This window comes from Corynebacterium sp. LK26 (assembly GCF_014335085.1).
GTDB lineage: Bacteria > Actinomycetota > Actinomycetes > Mycobacteriales > Mycobacteriaceae > Corynebacterium > Corynebacterium jeikeium_D.
Genome location: NZ_PDHB01000018.1, coordinates 122,265 through 144,095, shown reverse-complemented (window position 1 = coordinate 144,095; position 21,831 = coordinate 122,265). Strand labels below are relative to the sequence as shown.

Here is a 21,831-nt window from a genome sequence, read left to right as displayed (position 1 = left end):
TTCTTGCGAACAAGAACCATGCGGCTTCACGCGATAGCCCGCTTATTTAATAAGGCTTTGTAACGGTGCCAAACCGTTCGGTTCTACTGGGCCCATTTTCTACTGGACTGTTCTTCCGAAACGCTCCCCGGTGATGGCCGGCTCATTGCGCGTATGGGTGTCAGTATAGCAGTGTCTCAGGCAACTACTACAACCCTGACCGGAACAAAGAATGCGATTGGTTCACAGGGAAAGATAGCAAAAACCACCGCGCTCTGCCTCCCCTCCCTGGGGAGCCGAGCGTGGTGGTTTTCTACGTGTTGGCTACGTAATTAGTTGTTGTAGCCGTCGGCCGGGGCAGCCGACTCGCGAGAGTTCAGGTCGTCGAGCTGGGACTCCAGGAAGGTCTTCAGGCGAGTGCGGTACTCGCGCTCGAAGATGTGCAGCTCCTCGATGCGCCCCTCCAGAGCGGTCTGCTGCTCCTTGACGGTGGTCATGATCTCGTGGTGCTTGCGCTCTGCATCGTCCTGCAGCGCGGTTGCCTTCTGCTGCGCTGCGGTGATGGTGGCGTTAGAGCGAGCGTCTGCGTCGCTGATCATCTGCTCGCTGCGCTGGCGAGCGTCAGTGAGGGTCGACTCAGACTCGTTACGGGCATCAGCCAACAGCTGCTCACTGCGCTTCTTGGCATCAGCCAAAGTTGCTTCTGCCTCATTGCGAGCGTTGGTGATAGTGCGCTCGGCCTCTTCATTGGCCTCTGCCACGGTGCGGTCAGCGTTTTCACGAGCCTCGGTGACAAGCTTGTTGGCCTCAGCGTCGGCGTCAGTGGTGACGCGATCAGCGGTGTCCTGAGCAGCCTGCAGGATACGAGCAGCGCGGAGGCTAACTTCCTGCGACTCGGTGCCGGTGCTTGCTGCAACTGCCTGCGGCTGCTCCGCAGCTGCGGAGGAAGCCTGCTGTGCAGAAGCCTCTGCCTCAGAAGCACGCTTCTCAAGAGCATCCAGACGATCCTGGTAGTGAGCCTCAATCTCCTGCTGCTGAGCGCTCAGGCGCTCGTTGTACTCAGCGCGCAGCTCCTGCTCAATTTCCTTGCGCAGCTTGTCCTCATCGACAGCCGGCGCCGCAGCGGCAGCACCGGAAGCAGCGTAGTCTGCGCCGCCACCCTGCTCTAGCTGACCCTCAAGGTCCTCAACCCGCTGGCGCAGCTCAGCGTTTTCATCCTGGAGCTCACCCAGTGCGTCCTCCACGAGGTCGAGGAACTGATCGACCTCGTCCTCGTTGTAACCACGCTTGCCAATCGGAGGCTTGCTGAAAGCCACATTATGCACATCAGCCGGAGTCAACGGCATGGTGAGTTCCCCTAACACTTTGAGCGGACAGTTCTTAAGAAATCTTAAGAGAATTATTTCCAGTAGTACTGTTTACCCGGCCAATCCTACCTGCTCTAGTCACAGTCCTCACCCCATTTATTTTGGGCAGGACTCTATCCCCCACGTTCTAACCAATGGCAAAGTTCTAGTAAAACGTTAAACCTCGCCCTTACCCTGCACCTTTAGCCACAGAACTTTACCCCCGACACAATAAAAACCCATTGGGGATTACAATCCCCAACGGGTTCCTATTGTTGCCCCCGATTAACACCCCCGGCGGCAATTCAATGCCCGAGAACATCGCATTCGGGACAGTCAAAACAACACAGCTCCACCGAAATCCACATTGTGGATCCCAAGCAAACAGTTAGCGATATTTACGCCACCGCGCCGAGAGCTACCTGCAGCACCATTCGCAGAATCATAAGGATGAAGAACAAAACAAGCACAGACATGTCCACCATCACGTTGCCCATCGGCATAGGCGGGATGAGTCGGCGCAACAGCTTCACCGGCGGGTCGGTAATGACAAAAACAACTTCGCCAATCGACGAAAACACCCTGCCTGGTCGCCAAGAGCGAGAAAATGACTGAATCATTTCAATCACAATGCGAGCCAACAGCAGATAGGTGAAAAGCTTCAGCAGGATTAGCAGAACTAGCAGTAGTGAAGACACGAATAAACAGTCTAGCTAATTAATCGAAATACGAAACACTAACAGGCCATGCGAGCCGGCTGACTAGCCAGACATCCGGTCGAACTGGCCCTCGTTGACATCGCAGCCATGCGGGTACAGGGTGAACACGGAGCCGTCAGCCTTGATTCGACCGCGCAGACCGAAAACCAGTCCAGCAACGAAGTCGACATAGCGCTTAGCCTCAGATGGGTCAAGCTCACTCAGATCGAAGGTGACAATGTCACCGTCGCGGAAGTGCGAACCGATGTCCGGAGCCTTGGAGTACTTGTCCTGGAAACCACTTTCCGGCTTGATGAAGACCTGCTCCGGTTCCTTGGTCTCAGCAACGGAGTGCAGGTTGCCGTAGCGGTAGTCCTCCTCGCGGGAGTTCACACTTGCAGTCTCACGTGGAGCCTCTTCGCGCAGCTCGTAGCGGTGGCGCTCCGCACGACGCGAGTCGGCATAGGAGTCATCAAAACGCTCCTCGTCACGGCGGTCAAACTCGTCGTAGTGCTCGTCGTAAGCCGCGTCATCAGTCGGGGTAAGACCGAAGAAATTTGAAACCCCACGGAAGAAATCAGCCATCTTCTGCTACGTCCTTCTTAGTGTGCGAATTTAAGTCTGTGCTACCCACAACCTACCGGCTGGGTCAGCAATATCACATAGACACGCGCAAATTTGGCGCGCCAAAATTACAACTTTGAAACTTAGCCCTGCTCGGGCAGGATTACGATGCCCGCCTGACGGCCAGTCTTCCCCTCCCGCCGGTAGGAAAAGTACTGCTCATTTTCAATAGTGCAGCTGGGCTCGACATTGACATGCCGTACACCGAGGTCATAGAGCTGACGCATCAGGCCGGCGCGCACGTCGACACCGGCAGTCCCCTGCTTCGTTCGCGTCTTCGCTCCGGGTAAATGCTTATCGACGTCATCGGCCATCGACTCAGGCACCTCGTAATTGTGGCCAGAAGCTGCCGCACCGAGAAGCGCATGGATATTCTCGGGCGTGGCACCGAGCTCAATCATCTTCTCGACAGATTTACGAACGATTCCGTTGCGGGCGCCGGTCCGCCCTGCGTGTACCGCAGCGGCGACACCCGCATGATCGTCGGAAAGCAAGACGGGAACGCAATCGGCAACGAGTACTACCAGCGCGAGACCCGGCGTGGTCGTGACGATGGCGTCGGTAGCCGGGACAGGCTCAGTTTGTGGTTCGTTGACGACGGTGACCGTGTTGGTGTGAAGCTGCTCCATATAGACGAAGCGGGCACGGTCGATTCCCAGAGAATCGGCCAAGCGCTGGCGGTTGCGTTCGACTGCGGACGGGTCATCGCCGACATGATCTCCAAGATTGAAGGAATCATATGGTGGCAGCGAAAACCCGCCGCGCCGATTCGTCAGAATTTTTCGGCTGCGGCGGGATTCAGTCATGATTTCTTAGAAGCCCCACTCCGGCAGGTCACTGGAAGCCTGGTAGCCGCCACGACGGTCGTCGCGGTCATCGCGGTGAGCACCACGGTAGTTGCGGTTTTCCTGCGTACGCGGTGTCGGGTTATCGGTGAACAGACCACCGCTGTTCGGGTTGGTGCGCGGGACAAAGCGGTCGCGATCCTCACGCTCGCGCGGCTGTGCGACCGGGCGCTCTTCCTCCACACGCGGGGCCGGAGCGCCGAGGTTGTCACCGCCCGGCAGTGCGCTGCCCTGTCGCGGTGCCTGCTCAGCGGCCGGACGCGCCTCGGCATCCTGTGCAGCCGGACGTGCAGCGGCACCTGCAGCTGGCTTGTCCAGCGGGTTGCCGTTACCCTGCTCAAAACCGGTAGCAATCACAGTGACGCGAACTTCGTCACCGAGGTTGTCGTCGATAATGGTACCGAAGATGATGTTGGCATCCGGATCAGCCTTTTCCTCCACGATGGACGCGGCGGCGTTGACCTCCATCAGGCCGAGATCGGAGCCACCGGCGACGGAAATAAGCACACCCTGTGCACCATCCATGGTGGACTCCAGCAGCGGGGAGTTAATGGCCTGAGTCGCGGCATTCATCACACGGTCGTCGCCGCGTGCGGAGCCAACGCCCATCAGAGCCGAGCCAGCCTCAGCCATTACCGAGCGGACGTCGGCGAAGTCGACGTTAATCATGCCCGGAATGGTAATCAGGTCAGTAATACCCTGGACACCGTTGTAAAGAATCTCGTCGGCAAAGCGGAACGCGTCCATCATGGACAGATCCTGCTCACCAATCTGCAGCAGACGCTGGTTCGGAATGGTGATAAGGGTGTCACAGACCTCCTTGAGGGTTTCAATGCCCTCAGCGGCCTGGCGCGCACGGCGCTTGCCCTCGAAGTCGAACGGCTTGGTTACCACGCCGACGGTCAGGGCACCGGACTTCTTGGCGATGCTCGCGACAACCGGAGCTGCACCAGTACCGGTGCCACCGCCCTCACCTGCGGTAACGAAGACCATATCGGCGCCCTTGAGGGTCTCTTCAATCTCATCCTTGTGGTCTTCCGCAGAAGTGCGGCCAACCTCGGGGTTAGCGCCAGCTCCCAGACCACGAGTTGCCTCACGCCCGATGTCGAGCTTGACATCAGCGTCGGAGAACATCAGGGCCTGCGAGTCGGTGTTGACTGCGATAAATTCGACACCCTTCAGCCCCTCCTCGATCATGCGGTTGACAGCATTGACGCCACCGCCGCCGACACCGACGACTTTGATAACGGCGAGGTAGTTATTCGGGGAGGTCATTGCGCGTTTCTCGCCCTTTCCTATAGGTCCTAAATAATTTCATCTAGCCACGTTGCACATGGGCCGCACGACAGCATTGGCACCGCCGGGCAGTACAGCTCTCCATGACACCGCACGGAAGAAGTGCATCATGGCCGAAAAGCTGTTGACCCCATTGTGGTCGAAAACTGCAAATAATTCAGCGACCTTTTAGCGCGTGTCGCTACCTTAAACCTGCACTTGAGGGATAGTGTTTAGCCACAGAAATCACTCCAGACACCACCATTCTCTACTCTCCCTTAGCAGCGGGTAGTCGGGGGTTGGAGACATTCCAAATCTTCTCGCCACGGTTCAGCACAATCTCCGTCGCGCGTGCCTTTTCTGCCGCATTATCCGAGGACCCGAAGTACACCTCGTATCCATCGGTCAGAAATAGCTTGATTTCTGCCTCGGAAGGAGCGCTAATCCGCTCCACACGGTGTGCAACGGGCTCTGGCAACGCCTTGACGACGTTCAAAACCGCCTTGATAACGCGCGGTTCGGGGTCAACTTTGCCGTCTGTTGGCTCATCCACGCGAGGTGCATCAACAACCTCGATGACACCCGCCGGCGGGGCTGCCGTGACGAACTCCTGACCATTTGCGGAAAACAGATGCTCTCCGTCAGTGGCACGGACAAACACCACCGGGGTGAATTCCCGTACCGAAATAGTCACGCCCTGCGGCCACGAACGACTGACCGTCACGCTATCGACCCACGGCTGCCCCGCCACGGAGCGCGCTGAGGCATCCGTGTCCAAGCGAATGAGCTTTTGATTCTCGGAGATACCACTGGCCTCGACAATCGCGTCTTTATCCCCGTGGACGACGCCCTCAACATCGATGTTTTTCACAACCAGCCACGGCGAAAACCACACCACCGCTGCAACGATGGCGATAATCGCGACCAGGCCACCGCCGATGAGCCAGCCGCGTCGCGGGGCGCGCGCTGAACGCCGACGCCGCGACGCTGTTGTGCCCCGGCCTGCACCGTCGGTCTGCTGAGATTGCTTTCGGCTGGTTTTCACAGTGCTACGACTCCACCTGTTCGTCGTTGTCTCCGCTGAGCTCGCGCACGATTTCGTCGGCAAGCATCGTCACAGAGCCAGCGCCGATGGTCAGAATGACATCGTGCGGTTCGGCGATTTCGCGAACGCGAGCCGGGACGCTGGTGAAATGCGGCTCATACGTCACAGGGATGGTCATTTTGTTGGCAATGAGCGCGCCGTCGACGCCCGGCAGTGGCTCCTCGCGGGCGCCGAAGACATCGAGCAATACGGCCTTGTCCGCCAGAGACAGGGCGGCAGCGAACTCTTCGGCAAAGTTGCGAGTACGCGAGTACAAGTGAGGCTGGAACACAGCGATGACCTTGCCACGACCGGCCTCGGTGACCAACTCCCGAGCTGCGCCCAGAACTGCGGAGACCTCGGTCGGGTGATGCGCGTAGTCGTCGTAGATACGAGCGCCAACAAATGGGCCCTCGCCGATACTGCCGTGGTAGTCAAAGCGGCGACGAACACCGGTGAATTCACCGAGACCGCGCGCCATACGCCCCAAATCTGCCCCGACGCAGTCGCCACCGACCATTGCAGCCAGCGCGTTGAGCGCCATGTGACGGCCGGGCTGATGAAGTTCAAACCTCACCGATGTCGAGCCAACAGTGGCCTCCACGCGGGCACCACCACCGACCGGAGTCCAGCCGTGCAAAACGGCACCGACCGGCAGCGTCGGGTGTTGAGCCAAGGCTTCTTCCCCACCATAAGCCAGCACGTTAATGCCGCGCTCCACCGCGCGCTCGCCCAATGCGGCCGCATGCGGATCCTCAGCACAGATGACCAGATGACCGCCATCCTTAATGCGCTCTGCAAAAGCGTCAAAGACGGCGTAGTAGGTCTCGTCGTCACCGAAAAAGTCAAGGTGATCGGGCTCGATGTTGGTAATTACGGCCACTTCCGGCTGGTAGGTCAACAACGAGGCATCCGACTCATCGGCCTCAGCAACAAAGACATCGCCACTGCCCTGGTGAGCATTGACACCGGCCTTGCTCATCAGACCGCCAACGGCAAAAGACGGATCCAAACCAGCTGCCTGCAAAGCGGCGACGGTCATCGACGTAGTCGAGGTCTTGCCGTGAGTACCGGCGATCAGGAGAGCCTTGGAGTCCTGCATCAACAGCGCTAACACATCGGAGCGCTTGAGCACCGGAATGTCCAGCTCATGTGCACCGGCCAGCTCCGGATTCGTCTTCGGAATAGCTGCGAAGGAAATGACCACTGCGTCCGGCAGCTCTCCCTCGCCAGCAAGCTCAAGATTCGCACGGTCATGCCCAATGGCGATGGTGGCTCCCATCGCACGCAGTCCCACCACCGCGCGGGACTCCTTGACATCGGAACCGGTAACACGAATGCCACGCGCCAACAGGATGCGAGCGATACCGGACATACCGGCACCGCCAATGCCAATCATGTGGACACTTGCGGGCAGCTCTCCCGTTACCGGCTGAAAGTCATCGAAATTAACGTTCATGTTTATGCTCGCTTTACTTCTTAGAGTTCACAGCCGCAGACAGCACCCGACGGGCGATGTTCTCCGCAGCGTTACCATGTCCAATGTTGGCCAGGGCGCGGCGCCCGTCGGCAAGCTTTTCTGGGGACGTGACCAGCGGAATCACGATATCCGAAACTGATGCCGCAGTCAGCGACTCGTCGGCGATGAGAATACCGCCACCAGCATCGATGACATCGGTGGCGTTGAGCGCCTGTTCCCCATTTCCGTGTGGCAGCGGTACATACACCGCAGGCAAGCCGACAGCTGAGACTTCAGCCACCGTCATCGCACCGGAACGGCACAAAATCAGGTCAGCGGCGGAGTACGCCAAATCCATCCGGTCGATGTACGGCACAGCGACATAGGGGGCGTCCTCGCGGATGGACTCGACCTCGACGTGATTCTTCTTGCCGTAGGCATGCAGTACAGATACACCGGCGTTGGCGAGCTCTGCGGCTGCACCGGTAACAGCTTCGTTGATGGAACGTGCCCCCTGCGAACCACCGGTGACAAAGAGCACCGGTCCCTCCTGCGGTAAACCGAAGAACTCGCGGGCTTCGGCACGCTTGGCGTCGCGGTCCAACGCCGCGAGACTGGCACGCACGGGATTGCCAACGACCTCGGCCTTCAGACCAGAGCCAGTCACGGCGGCCAAGCCGACGCCCCCGAGTGCGACACCGAGCTTATTGGCCAGGCCCGCACGGGCGTTGGCCTCGTGAACCAGGAACGGAATCTTCTTCCCCGCACGGCACGCCATGTAGGCCGGTGCCGATACGTAGCCACCAAAGCCGATGACCGCATCAGCGTCAATGCGCTTGAAAACCTTGCGGGTCTCACGCACCGCACGAGCGACGTTGAGAGGCAGCTTGAACAAATCCGCAGTCGGCTTGCGCGGCACCGGCACTGGCGGAATCAGCTCCAGGTCATAGCCTCGCGCCGGTACGAGGGTCGACTCCAACCCCCGATTCGTACCGAGTGCAATGACGCGGGCATCCGGCTGCAGTTTCAAAATCGCATCCGCTACTGCCAGTGCAGGTTCGATATGGCCAGCCGTACCACCGCCGGCCACCACAATGGTCGGAGCAGAGCCATCTTCCTTGAGAAACTGCTCAGACTCCGAAGCGCCTTTCGCCCCAGCGGCTGCGCCCAGATTCTTGTCTGCCATGGTGTTATCGATTCCTCCTCCGCGGTGCTGAACCGCCGTTCCTATTGTTTCGGCCCGGGCGCTGGCGCGAACGCGACTGTCCGCCACGGCCTTCGCCCCGAATCCTACTGCCCCGGCCTGAGCTTGACGACGACCAGGAGCCCTGTGACCGTCCAGCCCGCGGCGACCTCGCTGTAAATCCCCGCGTCCGTCCGTTGTCACTGCGAGGGGAATAATCCACTTCGCGGCCACGAACGCTGCCCGAGTTTCCGGAGCTGCCGGAGGTTCGGGAGCCACGCTGCGGGGCGGCACCTCGACCACTGCGGCTGCCTCCACTACGGCCGGGCCGATTGGGTCGGTCAGCTCGGCCACTGTAGGTTTCCCGCACCTGCGCCCCCTCGCCGCGTGGAGTACGCGCTCCACTGGTCACCACGGGAGGACCGAAGCGTTGCGGATCGCGATGGGCACGCACCTTCGGCGCGTGGCGACGCGATTCGTCATACGGGATTGGTTCCGGAATACCCAGGAACCTGTCCAGCCCCGGACGTCCCGAAGTCTGCATTGCAGAGACTGCCTCCGATTCGTGGCGGGCACATGTGGCCAGCAGACCCATCGAGAACAACGTCACCATCGCCGATGTACCACCGGCGGAAATCAGCGGCAGCTGCAGACCAGTCACTGGCAACGCACCAACGACGTAGCCGATGTTGATGAAAGCCTGCACCACGGTTGCAGCAGTAATCGTGCCCGCGAGCAGACGGAGAAACGGATCGTTCTGACGACCGGCGATACGAAGTCCCACCCAGCCGAGCGCTGCGTAGAGCAAAATAACCATCAGCGCGCCGAGGAAACCAGTCTCCTCACCGATAATGGCGAAAATGAAGTCATTCTTCGCCTCCGGTAGGTATCCCCACTTCGCGCTCGACTGACCGAGACCGACACCGGTGAGAGAGCCGTCGGCAAGCGAAAGAAAGCCTTGGTAGGACTGGTAGGCATCGCCCTGCACGTCGTTGAAGTTACCAAGCAGCGAGTCCAAGTAGACCCTGATTCGCGCCGAACGGAAACCCGCGGTGACGGTAAAAATCACCAGGGCGAAAGCCGCAGCGGCAAGCAGCCCGGTGATGAATACGCGCGGCAGGCCAGCGAACCACGCCAACGCCACCACGACGAACGCCATGGAAGCAACCATGCCGAGGTCACGCTGCAGCATCACCAGTGCCAATACCACGAAGCTGACCGCACCGAACAGCCCGAACAAATCGGTATAGGACACAGCAGTGCGGACCTTTTCAGCCAGCAGCTTCGAACCCCACAGTGCCAGCGCGATCTTCGCGATTTCTGACGGCTGCATGGTGATACCACCAATACTCAGCCACGAACGCGCACCGGTTTCCTCCAGGCCGATGCCGATACCAGGGATAATCACCAAAACCAGCAGCACAAAGGACAAAATCAGCGCTGCTGTCGATAGCGAGCGAATCAATTCCACCCGCATTCGCAGCACGATCCACATGGAGATGAGACCCGCCACCACCATGACCAGCTGACGGATGAACACCGACCACACGCTGCCCGAGTCATTACCCGCGCTGGCCATGGATGCCGACAGCACCATCACCAGTCCGATTGACGTCAGCAGCGCGACGATAATCATCAGTAGGTGGTAGTCGAACAGCGGACGCGACTTCCAGTCGTTAAAACGCTCCACCCACGCCGGCCGCTCTCGAGCACTAGAGCTAGACGACGAGGGCCGCTGTGAACTGGTAGCCTTCGTCCCCTTTTGTGCCGTCGCGGCACTAGCGCTTAAATTACGAGCCTTGCGGGAGTTATCCATCAGTTGACGTCACCTTCTGCGCCCATTGCGCGAACAAGTCGCCACGTTCAGCCATTCCGGAGTACATGTCCAAGCTGGCGGCAGCTGGTGCCAACAGCACCACATCCCCAGGGTTGGCATATTCACTAGCTGCCATACAGGCCTTTGCCATGGCATCAACCTTGTCGGTGTCATCAATGACAACGACCGGCACAGCAGGTGCGATGCGGGAGAGCGCATCGCTGACTAGTTGCCTATCGACGCCCAGAACCACGGCGGCCTGCAGGCGATGAGCATGCTTCGCCACTAGCGGAGAGATTTCCGCGCCCTTGAGCTGACCACCGACGATCCAAACGACACGCTCATGACCGGACAGTGCAGCGTCGGCAGCGTGGGGGTTGGTGGCCTTGGAGTCATCAATCCACACGACATCATTTGCCTTATGGACAATCTGACCGCGGTGTGCGCGAACTTCGAAAGTCTCCAATGCCGCTGCAATTTGCTCCGGTGAGGTACCGATACTGCGCGCCATCGCAGTGGCGGCCACCGCGTCGAGAACACCTGCCCGGCCGGGAGGAGAAATTCCCGCTACCGGTGCGATGACAATGCCCGGACCAGAGTCGTCAGCTGCGGCATCGCCGCCGCCAAAAGCGCGGTCGACAATCATGCCGTCGCGAACTCCGACCTGGTGTGCCTCCGGGGGACCATCGGTAAAGCCCACGACGGAGTTGCCGAGCTCGTCGTTTTTCAGCATCTTTTCCACGTGCTCGACGACATCTGCGTCATCCGCACCGTAGATTGCGACAGTACCGCGCAGCGCACGGGTCTTGTCCAGACCGTAGTTTTCGTAAGAACCGTGCCAGTCGATGTGGTCTTCCGCCAGGTTCAGCAGTACTCCCGCATCTGGGCGAATGTTTGGAGCCCAGTGCAGCTGGAAGCTGGACAGCTCTGCGGCCAAGACCTCGATACGAGGCTCAGCAGTCAGTGCGTCGTACAGAGCCACACCAATGTTGCCCACAGCTGCGCCCTGCTCCCCGAGCATGGCGGCCAGCATGGAGGTGGTTGTGGTCTTGCCGTTAGTGCCGGTGACTACCAGCCAGGTACGTTTCGGCCCCCACAGCTGGGCACAGTCGCCGGCGAAAGCCAGCGCCACATCGCCGAATACCGGGACACCGGCCTCAGCGGCGGCGCCGAACAGCGGACTGGTCGGACGCCACCCTGGCGAGGTCACAATCGCAACCGCGTCGGCAAGCTCGTCGCGAGCGTCTGCGGTCGTGACATGCCGAACCGAAAAGTCAGCGGCAACCAGTGCGCCGAGAGCGGAATCGTCCACGACGACAACTTCCGGACAGCCGATGTCCTTGAGCATCGCAATGGCACCGCGACCGGAAACTCCGGCTCCTGCCACCAGAACTCGACCAGAGCGCACCGTAGCGACTAAGTCGAGATTTCGGATATCGGTGAGGTTGGTCGGGTCTGGTGAGTTAATCATTGAAATACGCCTACCTGAGAGAGCCAGTCACTGTAGAAGATGGCTGCGCCAATCATGTTGAAAATGCCTGCGAGTAGCCAGAAGCGAACGACAACAGTTGTCTCCGCCCAACCTCCGTTTTCGAAGTGGTGATGGAGAGGAGCCATGCGGAATACGCGCTTGCCAGTCGTCTGGAAAACCGCGATCTGGATTGCCACGGAAGCAACTTCCATCACGAAGATGAAGCCAATGATAACCATCAGCAGCTCAGTCTTGGTGACAAATGACAGACCCGCTACCAAACCGCCAAGAGCCAGCGAACCGGTATCTCCCATGAAGATCTTTGCCGGCGCTGCATTCCACCACAGGAAGCCCAAACAGGCGCCCAGACCCGCGACGGAAATAACGGCGATATCCAGCGGATCGCGGACGTTGTAGCAACCGCTGCCCAGCGAAGCCTCGCAAGAGTTACGGAACTGCCAGAAGGAAATCAGCGTGTAGGTGGCCAGTAGCAGTGCGGTGGCGCCAGCGGCCAGGCCGTCAAGGCCATCAGTGAGATTGACGGCATTCGTCCATGCGGCAATGACGATGAAGACAAATACCAGGAAGACAATCATGCCGAACCACACAGGCCCCGGTGCCAGATTCAGGAACGGAATATCTCGAATCAGCGACAAGCTCGTCGAACCGGGAGTCAAGCCAGACGCATCCGGGAACTGCAGCAGCAGCACGCCGAAAATCAGCGCTGCCGCCAGCTGCCCAACCAGCTTCGCTGTCTTGTTCAGCCCCAGGTTGCGTCCTTTGTAGAGTTTGATGAAGTCATCGGCAAAACCCAATGCGCCCATCGCCAGAACAAGGAACATCACCAACAGACCGGAGGCGGACGGCCCCACGCCAGTCTGGATATACGTAACGAGGTGTGAGAGGAAATAGCCAGCGACGATTGCGGCGATGATGGCGATGCCGCCCATAGTCGGAGTTCCCCGCTTGCGCAGGTGGCTCTTCGGCCCTTCTTCACGGATCTCCTGGCCAAGACCTTCAGCAGAGAATTTGCGAATAAGCACTGGTGTTAAAAAGACACTCACCAGAAATGCAATCGCACCACTGAGAATAAGTTGAATCACTTACTTTTCCTCTCCGCTTTCACCTTCGGGCGTAGTCCCAACCTTGGCAGCCAGCGAGTCCGCGACCCGCCACATACCGTCCGCATAGGAGGCCTTGACTAACACCACATCGTCCGGACGCACCTCGGCCGCCACCAAATCCGCGGCAGTGGATGTATCCGGCACCCTAGAAGTATTTAACCCCAACTCTTCCGCTTTGTCGGCCAGGGCATGCACATTAGAACTCTCTCCGACTGCAATTAGTCGATCGATGCCGCGGCCCACAAGGTACTCGCCAAGCGACGAGTGCTCATCTTCAGCGGAATCGCCAAGCTCACCCATCTGTCCAAGCACCGCCCACGATGAGGCGTCCTGGTGCGTTGGGCCAGCTGCTGTACGTGCCAGAGCGTCAATCCCCGCACGCATCGAATCAGGGTTGGCATTGTAGGAGTCGTTAATAACGACGATATTGCCAGTGAGCTGCTGGACATCCATGCGCCGCTCTGACGCTGCCACATGCGCGGCCATCGCCTTTGCGACCTGCTCAGCATCAATACCGGACTCCACTGCCACCGCAATCGCCGCCAGGGCATTGGCCACTTGGTGCGCACCATAGACCTGCAGTTGGATCGGGAATGTACGCCCATCCGGTACATGCAGGTCAAAAGATGCACGAGCAAAATCATCGAGCTGCACATTCGTGGCGCGGTAATCCGCGGTTGCGTGGCGTTCGGAGTTCTCATCGGCAGAGAAGAACACCACCTTCGCCTGGGTACGCGGAGCCATGCCAGTGACGTAGTCATCGTCGGCATTGAGTACGGCCACACCGCCCTGCTCCGCAGCCGGCAGCGCTTCCACGAGCTCGCCCTTAGCCTGCGCGATTGCCTCGCGCGAGCCAAACTCACCAAGGTGCGCCGTGCCAACATTGAGCACCGCACCGATCGTCGGTGGCGCGATGCGCGCCAGGTGGGCCACATGCCCAATTCCGCGTGCGCTCATCTCCGCAACCAGGTACTTCGTCTCCGGAGTGCACTGCAGCACCGTGTACGGATGCCCAATTTCGTTATTAAACGACCCCTTCGGCGCCACCGTCGGACCGTCGGTACGCAGCAGCGTCGCCATCATGTCCTTCGTCGACGTCTTTCCCGCCGAACCCGTCACACCGACGACATGCAGCTGATCCTTCTTCAGCTCGTCGACGACGTAACGCGCCAACTTACCAAGCGCTTCCAGCACCGCCGCCCCGGAACCATCCGGATCGTGTGCAAATGCGTCGGCATTGGAGTCCTGCTTACCAAGAGGCTTGACGACGACCGCAGGTTGCCCAACATCTCGTGCCGCCAGTGCCATCGGCGCTCCAGCTGCTACAGCCTGATCGATGAAGTCGTGGCCGTCGACACGCGCGCCCGGCAGGGCGAGGAAGAGCGAGCCTTCGCGAATCTTTCGGGAGTCGAATTCTGCGGGCTGAGTCACTGTGGCGTCATCATTGACGTGGGCGAGTTCACCTCCCACGATGTGAGCGATTTCCGCGGCGGTCAGGGCAATCATGATGTCTATAGTCCTTGTTGGTTAGAGTTCCAGGCGCTTAGTAAAGGATGATTTCTTGATTTTATTCGCCTACCGCGAATGGTTCGCGGTAGGCATGTCAGGTGGTGCGCTTCCTCAGCGATTTCAGCAATCTCAATCAGCGGATCCCTCCAGTCGCTGTGTGAGTGCTTCGGCCAGCTGTTCACGGTCATCGAACGGGTGAATTACGCCACCGATATTCTGGCCGGTTTCGTGTCCCTTGCCTGCCACCACGATGCTGTCGCCGCTGTGGGCGAGCTCGACGACACGGCGAATTGCCTGGCCGCGATCGCCGATTTCCTCAACAACCGTGTCAGAACTGGCCTTGCCGCTGGCAACGGCTTCCTTCGCACCGGCGACCACGGCCGCACGGATTTCAGAGGGCACCTCGGAGCGTGGGTTGTCATCGGTGATGATGACGACATCGGCACCGCATGCAGCCTCGGCTCCCATAATTGGACGCTTGGCACTATCGCGGTCGCCACCGGCGCCGACGACAACCAGCACGCGACCTTCGGTCTGTGCACGCAAGGTGGCCAACACTTCAGCTACTGCGGCTGGCTTGTGGGCATAGTCCACCACAGCCAGGAAGTCCTGTCCGCGGTCGATGCGCTCCATGCGGCCTGGCACACGCACCTGCGCCAGGCCGCTCTTGGCCGCGTCATTGGCATGCCCAATCGCATCGAGCACAGCCCATGCGACTGCGGCATTGGCAACGTTGAAAGCACCCGGCAGAGGAACTTCCACCTCAACTGTGTCAGTGTTGTTTCGCGTTAGCTCCACATGTTGGACACCGTTGGTGGCGACAGTGGCTGCAGCGGCGTGCCATTCTGCAAAGACCTCGGCAGCTGGCGTCTTGTCGGTTACGCGATGCTGAGTATGGACAGTGGTGACTTGGACATCCGGGTCGCCGGCAGCGATATCTGCCATGCGGACACCCCAGTCGTCGTCGATGCACACGACAGCCTTCGGTGCATGTGTCGGACCTGCGGGATCAAAGAGCTTGGCCTTGGCTTGGAAATACTCTTCCAAGGTCTTGTGGAAGTCCAGGTGATCCTGCGAGAGGTTGAGGAAACAGCCGACGTCGAAACTGACTCCGTCTACACGCCCCAACGACAGTGCGTGAGAAGAAACCTCCATGACAACGTGCGTCACACCTTCGGAGAGCATCTGGTGGAACAGGCGCTGGAGGGCCGGAGCCTCTGGGGTAGTCAGGCTCGACGGAACGGCACGGCCATTGATGCGCGTGCCGGTAGTACCAATGATGCCTGTCGAGCATCCAGCTGCCAGGAGCGCGCCCTCCAGCATGTAGGTCGTGGTGGTCTTGCCAGAGGTGCCGGTAACCCCAATGATGGTCAGTGAATCCGAGGGGTGATCGTAGATTTCTGCAGCAACGTGCCCCATGACGGCCCGGACATCGTCGACAACCAGGACTGGTCGAGTCTCCCCTGCTTCCCGCAGGATTTTCAGACCTTCCTCATCAGTCAGGATCGCTGTAGCAGCCGACTGCTGCGCGTAGCGCGCACCATGCGTGCGAGTACCTGGGACGGCAGCAAACATTCCGCCTTCAGGCACTTCGGCAGCGTTGAGTTCGATTGCGGCGATATCCGCTCCTGCCGCCGCGGATTCGGTAATGCCGTCAAGTCGGCCATGCGCGAGGTTACACAATTTCGCAAGGGTGGCGGTCATTGGCTGTTCCCTCTTTCAAGTCAGTCGTTGGTGTACAACAGGTTGGAAAAATTCAAGAGATTCACTTTGCAGAAACCAAAGTAATAAAAGTCTGTGTATTAGTGCTGTCGCGGTAACTTCATTGTGGTGGTGACCTCGTTACGGCTGCAGCAACAACTTGCCCTCGCGGGGTGGCGACGGCGGTACGTTGTAGCGGTTAAGCGCCCAAGCGGCGATGTCCTTAAACAGTGGGGCTGCTGACTGACCGCCGTCACCATGGACACCACGCTGGGGTTCGTCAAGCATAATGCCAATGACAAAACGGGGATCGTCGGCAGGCGCGATGCCTGCAAACGTGATGTGGTACTTGGAATTCGAGTACGCGCCGGTGTCGGGGTCAAACTTCTGCGCCGTACCTGTCTTGCCTGTGAGCGAGTATCCCTCAATACTATTGCCGGCCGCGGTACCCGACTGCTGCCCCGTGGGATCAGACTGCATAACGCCTTCAAACATAGCGCGCACAGTTTGGGCGGTCTCCGGGCTAACCACACGCACTGTTTCCGGGCGCTCTGTTGCCGTCTTCGTGCCGTCCGGGGAAATTGTCGAACGAATCATACGCGGCGGGATGCGCTCGCCATCGTTGGCGATTGCCTGGAAAACTCCTGTCATCTGCAGCAGTGTCATGGCCATACCCTGACCAATGGGCAGGTTCGCAAATGTACCGCCGGACCACTGCGGACGCTGTGGCACAAAGCCGGACGATTCACTGGGCAACTCGATACCCGTGGACTGCCCCAGCCCGAAGAGATGCAGCATCTCAGCGAAGCGGTCCTGACCCAAACGCTCTGCCAGCATTAGGGTGCCGACATTGGAGGACTTGCCGAATACACCGGTCGTCGTGAAAGCTTCCGTGCCGTGCTCCCATGCATCGCGCACGGTGACACCCGCCATATCAATCGTGCCCGGGACCTGCAGAACCTCATCCGGTGTGGTCTTGCCATCTTCGATAGCGGCCGCGGCGGTAATGATCTTTGCTACAGAGCCCGGCTCAAATGGGTTCGATACAGCGGAGTTTCCGATAGTGCGCCCCTCTTCGAGCTCGGCCCCCATATCCTTATTCGGGTTAGCCGTGTCCGCCTGCGCCATTGCTAGCACTTCGCCGGTCTTCGCGTCGAGCACAACTGCCGACGCATCTTTCGCTCCCGAGTTGGCCTTCGCCTGGTTGACCTGCTGCTGGACAAAGTACTGCATGTCGAGGTCCAGGGTCAGCTCGTATGTCGTACCGTCCACAGCCGCGTGAACATCGCGCGTGGATCCCGGGATTGCCACGCCGTTGGAGGCGATATCAATGGTCTTGCCACCGTTAATACCCTGCAAAGTGGCATCACGAGAGGCTTCAAAGCCGAACTGGCCGACGCCATCCATGCCAATCTTGCCGATGACGTTAGCCGCCGTCGCCCCATTCGGGTACTGGCGAATATCCTGACGCTCCGCCACCAGTTCCGGATACTTTTCCACGATGGCGGCGGCCTTGTCCGGATCGACATTACGCACGAGCACCTCGTAGGTGCTGTCCTCATTGCGCAGCTTCTCTAGAATGTCCTTCGAGCTCACCCGGGACGGCGCGCTCATCACCGAGTTCTCCTCGGTTTCGGGTTCCGCTTGACGACGGCGACTGCTTCCCGACTTCTCCGCGTCGATGTCGGCCACGTCGAGTAGCTTCGGCAAATCCTTGGCGATCTGCTCGAGGCGTTCATCGTAGGCAGCGACATCATCCGGGCGCTGCTTATGTGCGTCCCCAATCCACTTGCGCAAAGTGTTCGGGTGCACGGTAATACTGCGTGCCTCCATCGTGAAGGCAAGCTGAGCTCCATTACGGTCGAGAATCGCACCGCGCCGAGCTGCATCAACAACTTCCACCGTGCGCTGATTCTGTGCCGCCGCAGAAAGGTCAGGACCTGCGACGAGCTGCACCCAAGCCAAACGGGAGACCAGCACTACGACTGCGATAGCGCCTATAAACTGCAGCCAGTTGCGACGCCGGATGAAGTCCTTATTACTAATGCGCATTTTTTCGCGCGGGGGCACGCTTCGGTTGGTATTAGCATCGAGCCTCCGGCTGCGCTGACCATCCCGAACTCGACTTTGGTCTCTGCGCTCACGGGATGTAATTCGGTAAGCACGTTCGCCGAAGTCATACCCCCCTCCACGGTTGGGGTAGTCGTCTTCAGATCGAATCATGCGCTAGTGCTTTCTACTAAGTCGATTCTCCCGCGCGCGATAACGTTAGGCGGTATTCCCTGCCATCGCGAGTACTGAATTAATTAGTCTACAGTCGCCTGACCAGAAACAGTGGAACCGCCAGAATATCGGACAGTTGGCCAGTTTGGCCGTGTTTAGTTTCTAAGTTCCTACGGTGCTGGAGCTGGCTCGGGTGCCGGTGCTTCCGGTACTTCCGGCACCGAGGCTGGCGCTTCGGGCGCTTCCGGAGCTGGCGCTGGAGCTTCAGCCTCAGGCGCGGGTGCCGGAGCCGGCGCAGGTGCTGGTGCGGGCTCATGGTTCTGCGGCGCATACGGAGCGGTTGCCGGCAACCCGTTGGGACGTGGGTGCGCTTCTTCAATGGCCGGTGCCTGCATCCCTGGAACATTCTCGGTGTCCTTCGGGTTCGACGACGGCGCATGCGGAACATTCGGCGACTCACTGTTGAGGTCGATAATCTTCTGCTGCTTCTCATCGCCCGGTCGCACTTCCACGACCTTGCCTTCCGGATCAGTCGTCAAAACGGCAGGCTGCTCCGGATTGACCATGCCCTCTTCCACAGCACGCTGCGCGATAGCACCGGTTGACTTCATGTAAGCAACATCCCGCTCGAGCACCTCCAGCTGGTTACGCAGCTCCTTTTCCTTGGTCTGCGCAGCATCCAGCTGCAAGGATGTCGAGGTCGAAATACCCGACAGCCACATCGCCGCCACGATTCCGGCAACGACGAGAATGATCATCACGGCCGCACCGGCAAACTTGTGGTTATCCCTCGAGGACGTCGTAACGCGACGCCCACGCACCGAGATGACCTGCTGAGAACCTGTGCGCCCAAACCGCCGGCGCTGATAAAGATCCTGTTTCGTGCGGGCGCTGCGACCGCGCTGACGAGTCTTCGTCTTGGCACCGGCGACGGTTGCAGATGCGCCGCGGGAGGTGCGCCGGGTGGGGGCGTGCTCCGTGATTGTCGTTGCCATGCTCGAAAGTTCTCCCAGTACTTAGATCGTTAAGGGTGCGTTTGGTGCGGTTGAAAGGTTTGGGTCAATCGGCTCGAATTCGCTCGATACAGCGAACTCTCACCGGTGCGGCTCGGGGGTTGTCTTCGATCTCGCTTGCCGACGCCTTCTCCGCACCTCTCGTGATGAGAGCAAAGTGCGGTTCATGCCCCGGAAGCTCCATCGGGAGCCCCGGTGGGGTTGTCGACTTCACGCGCTCCGCAAAGTCCTTCTTGACGATGCGGTCTTCCAGACTCTGGTAGCTCATGAACACTGCACGCCCATCGACTGCGAGTGCATTGCAGACCTGTGGCAGTACATTTTCCAGAGCTTCAAGCTCACGATTTACCTCGATACGAAGAGCCTGAAACGTACGCTTGGCCGGGTGTCCGCCCTTGCGGCGAGATGCCGCCGGAATGGTTTCGTAGAGCAGCTCGACCAGACGACCGGAGGTCGTAAACGGTTCCTTCTCCCGCTCACGCAGGACTGCCGAGGCGATTTTGCCGGCGAAGCGCTCGTCGCCGTAAGTCGATAGGATACGCGCGATATCACCGTGCGAATAGGTATTGAGCACATCCGCTGCGGTAATCCCCTGGCTTGCATCCATGCGCATGTCCAGCGGGGCGTCGACTCGGTAGGCGAATCCACGATTGACCTGGTCAAGCTGCATCGAGGAAACACCGAGATCGAAAAGCGCACCTGCAATGCCCTTCTCAGCGGCGCGGGCGAGAATGTCCTCCGCGCCACTGCCACCAGCGGCTGCAGGAATCTCACCACTGAGCACCTCGGCGAGCGAATCGAAACGCACACGGAAGGATACAAAGCGATCACCGAAGCGCGCGAGACGTTCTTCTGCCCCTCGCAATGCATTGTCATCGCGATCGAGTCCAACAACGCAGAGCTTCGGGAACTGCTCCAACAGGTATTCCGTGTGCCCACCGGCACCAAGAGTGCCGTCGACAACTACTGCGTCGTCACCCAGTGCCTCGATGCCCGGGCGCAACAAATCAGTCACTCGGTGAAGCAAAACGGGGACATGACCAAACTCGCCGGACTTGCGATCATCCGCAGGTGCCGATCCGTTCATTTCCCCTCCTCACCGGGTATGTTCGCACTGGTCAGAGAATCTATCGAGTGTATTCCCGGTTTGCTTAACGACGAGTGCCGCGCCAGCAACCAGACCGCACCTCATGAGCACTACTGGGAATGCTGCTATCGGTGCTTAAAACAAAAAGCGGGGATGTTCACAGGGCCCCGCCTGACAGAACCTGGTATCGGGGAAGTACACCAGGGGCTATCAGGCAGAGTCCATGCGGACATTCCCTCTTTTCGGTTATTCCAAGCGGTTTATAAAACGCCGAACAGCGAGTCATCCTCACCTTCGGAGAAATCAGCTTCATGCTCCGCCTGGTAGGCCTCCCAGGACTCTTTGTCCCAGATCTCCAGAAAGTCAATAGAGCCGATAACCACGCACTCCTTGGAGAGATTCGCGTACCGACGGTGATCCATCGATAACGTGATTCGCCCCGAGCCATCAGGACGCTGCTCATCGGTGCTCGCCGCAAGATTTCGGATGAAAGCTCGCGCCTTGGCATTCGTACGAGAGGCCTTAGTAGCCCGCTGAGCTAATTTGACGAACTCCTCTTTCGGATACACCGCCAGAGAATGATCCTGCCCTTTAGTGACCATCAGGCCACCTGCGAGATCCTCACGGAACTTCGCCGGCAACGTCAGGCGCCCTTTGTCATCAAGCTTCGGCGTATAGGTGCCCAGAAACATGCGTCACTGGCCTCCTATCCCCGTGTCAACCTCAATGTCAACGCACAAACGCTTACCGAATTCAGGGATTTAGGCGTTGCCTTCAAGCAGAGCCGGAGGGCTGTGCTTTCCCGCTGTGCCAAAATCTCGCCAAACTTTAAGCGCAAATCGGATATTCACTTCTGCAATGTTGACCAACCTCAATCAACATCATGCCCCACTTTACCCCACTATCTGCCACTATCAACACAAGAAGGAGAAAAATAGCCACAGCATCAGCGCAACCCCACCGCTAGGACATCTGCTTTAACCCAATTGACCTGGACTTTTAAAGAATCACCTCGACAATTAAAGCGCGAATAAAAAGTGGGGCACCCACCCGCGACCACGCCGATAACGACGCCACACCAACCACATTGTTAACAGAAAGCAGTTTACGCCCCACTACCCACCACTTACCTGCTAAAAACCATCCAGATTCAACCTGGTCGCCAGACTTAGTGCGTTGACCTGCAATTTTGTGTCGCCAGAGCCAAACTTTCGGAGATACCAACAACGACCGCAGATAAGAATTCCTCCATCCCAATAGCTAAGTGGGGGAAAGTGGGGACTCGGGGTGGGGCAAAGTGGGTGAGATCTTGTGGAGACGATTCACGTCTAGAAAAACAAAAAAGTGAGGGCAAGCCATCGCTGGCTTGCCCTCACTTGTTAATTCTTGAGGCT

The 21,831-nt window shown here is 59.0% G+C and carries 17 protein-coding genes; all 17 read right to left on the bottom strand.

Going from position 1 to position 21,831, the window contains the following annotated elements:
- Positions 1-311: 311 nt before the first annotated feature.
- On the bottom strand, positions 312-1,325 hold the full coding sequence (locus CRD13_RS10250) for a DivIVA domain-containing protein (RefSeq protein ID WP_049170271.1): 1,014 nt from the start codon (positions 1,323-1,325) through the stop codon (positions 312-314).
- 398 nt (positions 1,326-1,723) lie between these two features.
- Entirely contained in the window at positions 1,724-2,023 is a 300-nt protein-coding gene (locus CRD13_RS10245) for a YggT family protein (protein ID WP_048731166.1), read from the bottom strand.
- A 63-nt stretch (positions 2,024-2,086) separates the two neighbouring features.
- Positions 2,087-2,608, bottom strand: coding sequence for a cell division protein SepF (gene sepF, locus CRD13_RS10240; protein WP_048731168.1), 522 nt, complete (start codon positions 2,606-2,608; stop codon positions 2,087-2,089).
- Positions 2,609-2,730: 122 nt separating this feature from the next.
- Complete coding sequence (gene pgeF / locus CRD13_RS10235; protein WP_070652765.1) at positions 2,731-3,453, bottom strand: peptidoglycan editing factor PgeF; 723 nt, start codon at positions 3,451-3,453, stop codon at positions 2,731-2,733.
- A gap of 6 nt (positions 3,454-3,459) precedes the next feature.
- Positions 3,460-4,767 (bottom strand): cell division protein FtsZ, encoded by a 1,308-nt coding sequence (gene ftsZ, locus CRD13_RS10230; RefSeq protein ID WP_016422996.1) that lies wholly within the window; start codon positions 4,765-4,767, stop codon positions 3,460-3,462.
- A 268-nt stretch (positions 4,768-5,035) separates the two neighbouring features.
- A complete protein-coding gene (locus tag CRD13_RS10225) occupies positions 5,036-5,812 on the bottom strand; it encodes a cell division protein FtsQ/DivIB (RefSeq protein ID WP_049170266.1) in 777 nt (258 codons plus the stop codon).
- A gap of 4 nt (positions 5,813-5,816) precedes the next feature.
- Positions 5,817-7,310 carry a UDP-N-acetylmuramate--L-alanine ligase gene (gene murC, locus CRD13_RS10220; protein ID WP_049170265.1) on the bottom strand — a complete coding sequence of 498 codons (1,494 nt, stop codon included), beginning with the start codon at positions 7,308-7,310 and terminating at the stop codon, positions 5,817-5,819.
- A gap of 13 nt (positions 7,311-7,323) precedes the next feature.
- Complete coding sequence (murG, locus tag CRD13_RS10215; RefSeq protein ID WP_070603082.1) at positions 7,324-8,496, bottom strand: undecaprenyldiphospho-muramoylpentapeptide beta-N-acetylglucosaminyltransferase; 1,173 nt, start codon at positions 8,494-8,496, stop codon at positions 7,324-7,326.
- A gap of 4 nt (positions 8,497-8,500) precedes the next feature.
- Positions 8,501-10,309, bottom strand: a complete 1,809-nt coding sequence (gene ftsW, locus CRD13_RS10210; RefSeq protein ID WP_070438843.1) for a putative lipid II flippase FtsW — start codon at positions 10,307-10,309, stop codon at positions 8,501-8,503.
- Positions 10,302-11,780, bottom strand: a complete 1,479-nt coding sequence (gene murD, locus CRD13_RS10205; RefSeq protein WP_049190466.1) for a UDP-N-acetylmuramoyl-L-alanine--D-glutamate ligase — start codon at positions 11,778-11,780, stop codon at positions 10,302-10,304. Before murD ends, ftsW begins: the two co-directional genes overlap by 8 nt.
- Positions 11,777-12,883 (bottom strand): phospho-N-acetylmuramoyl-pentapeptide-transferase, encoded by a 1,107-nt coding sequence (gene mraY, locus CRD13_RS10200; RefSeq protein WP_016423002.1) that lies wholly within the window; start codon positions 12,881-12,883, stop codon positions 11,777-11,779. Before mraY ends, murD begins: the two co-directional genes overlap by 4 nt.
- Positions 12,884-14,410, bottom strand: coding sequence for a UDP-N-acetylmuramoyl-tripeptide--D-alanyl-D-alanine ligase (gene murF / locus CRD13_RS10195; protein WP_070854087.1), 1,527 nt, complete (start codon positions 14,408-14,410; stop codon positions 12,884-12,886). It abuts the gene before it with no gap.
- Between the two features lie 132 nt (positions 14,411-14,542).
- Entirely contained in the window at positions 14,543-16,117 is a 1,575-nt protein-coding gene (locus CRD13_RS10190; protein ID WP_101687501.1) for a UDP-N-acetylmuramoyl-L-alanyl-D-glutamate--2,6-diaminopimelate ligase, read from the bottom strand.
- A gap of 138 nt (positions 16,118-16,255) precedes the next feature.
- Positions 16,256-18,337: a penicillin-binding protein 2 gene (locus CRD13_RS10185; RefSeq protein ID WP_083296885.1), complete on the bottom strand. Its 2,082-nt coding sequence runs from the start codon at positions 18,335-18,337 to the stop codon at positions 16,256-16,258.
- Between the two features lie 170 nt (positions 18,338-18,507).
- Complete coding sequence (locus CRD13_RS10180; RefSeq protein ID WP_070605644.1) at positions 18,508-19,332, bottom strand: hypothetical protein; 825 nt, start codon at positions 19,330-19,332, stop codon at positions 18,508-18,510.
- Between the two features lie 64 nt (positions 19,333-19,396).
- Complete coding sequence (gene rsmH, locus CRD13_RS10175; RefSeq protein ID WP_070605646.1) at positions 19,397-20,437, bottom strand: 16S rRNA (cytosine(1402)-N(4))-methyltransferase RsmH; 1,041 nt, start codon at positions 20,435-20,437, stop codon at positions 19,397-19,399.
- 260 nt (positions 20,438-20,697) lie between these two features.
- Positions 20,698-21,129: a division/cell wall cluster transcriptional repressor MraZ gene (mraZ, locus tag CRD13_RS10170; protein ID WP_005510286.1), complete on the bottom strand. Its 432-nt coding sequence runs from the start codon at positions 21,127-21,129 to the stop codon at positions 20,698-20,700.
- Positions 21,130-21,831 lie beyond the last annotated feature (702 nt).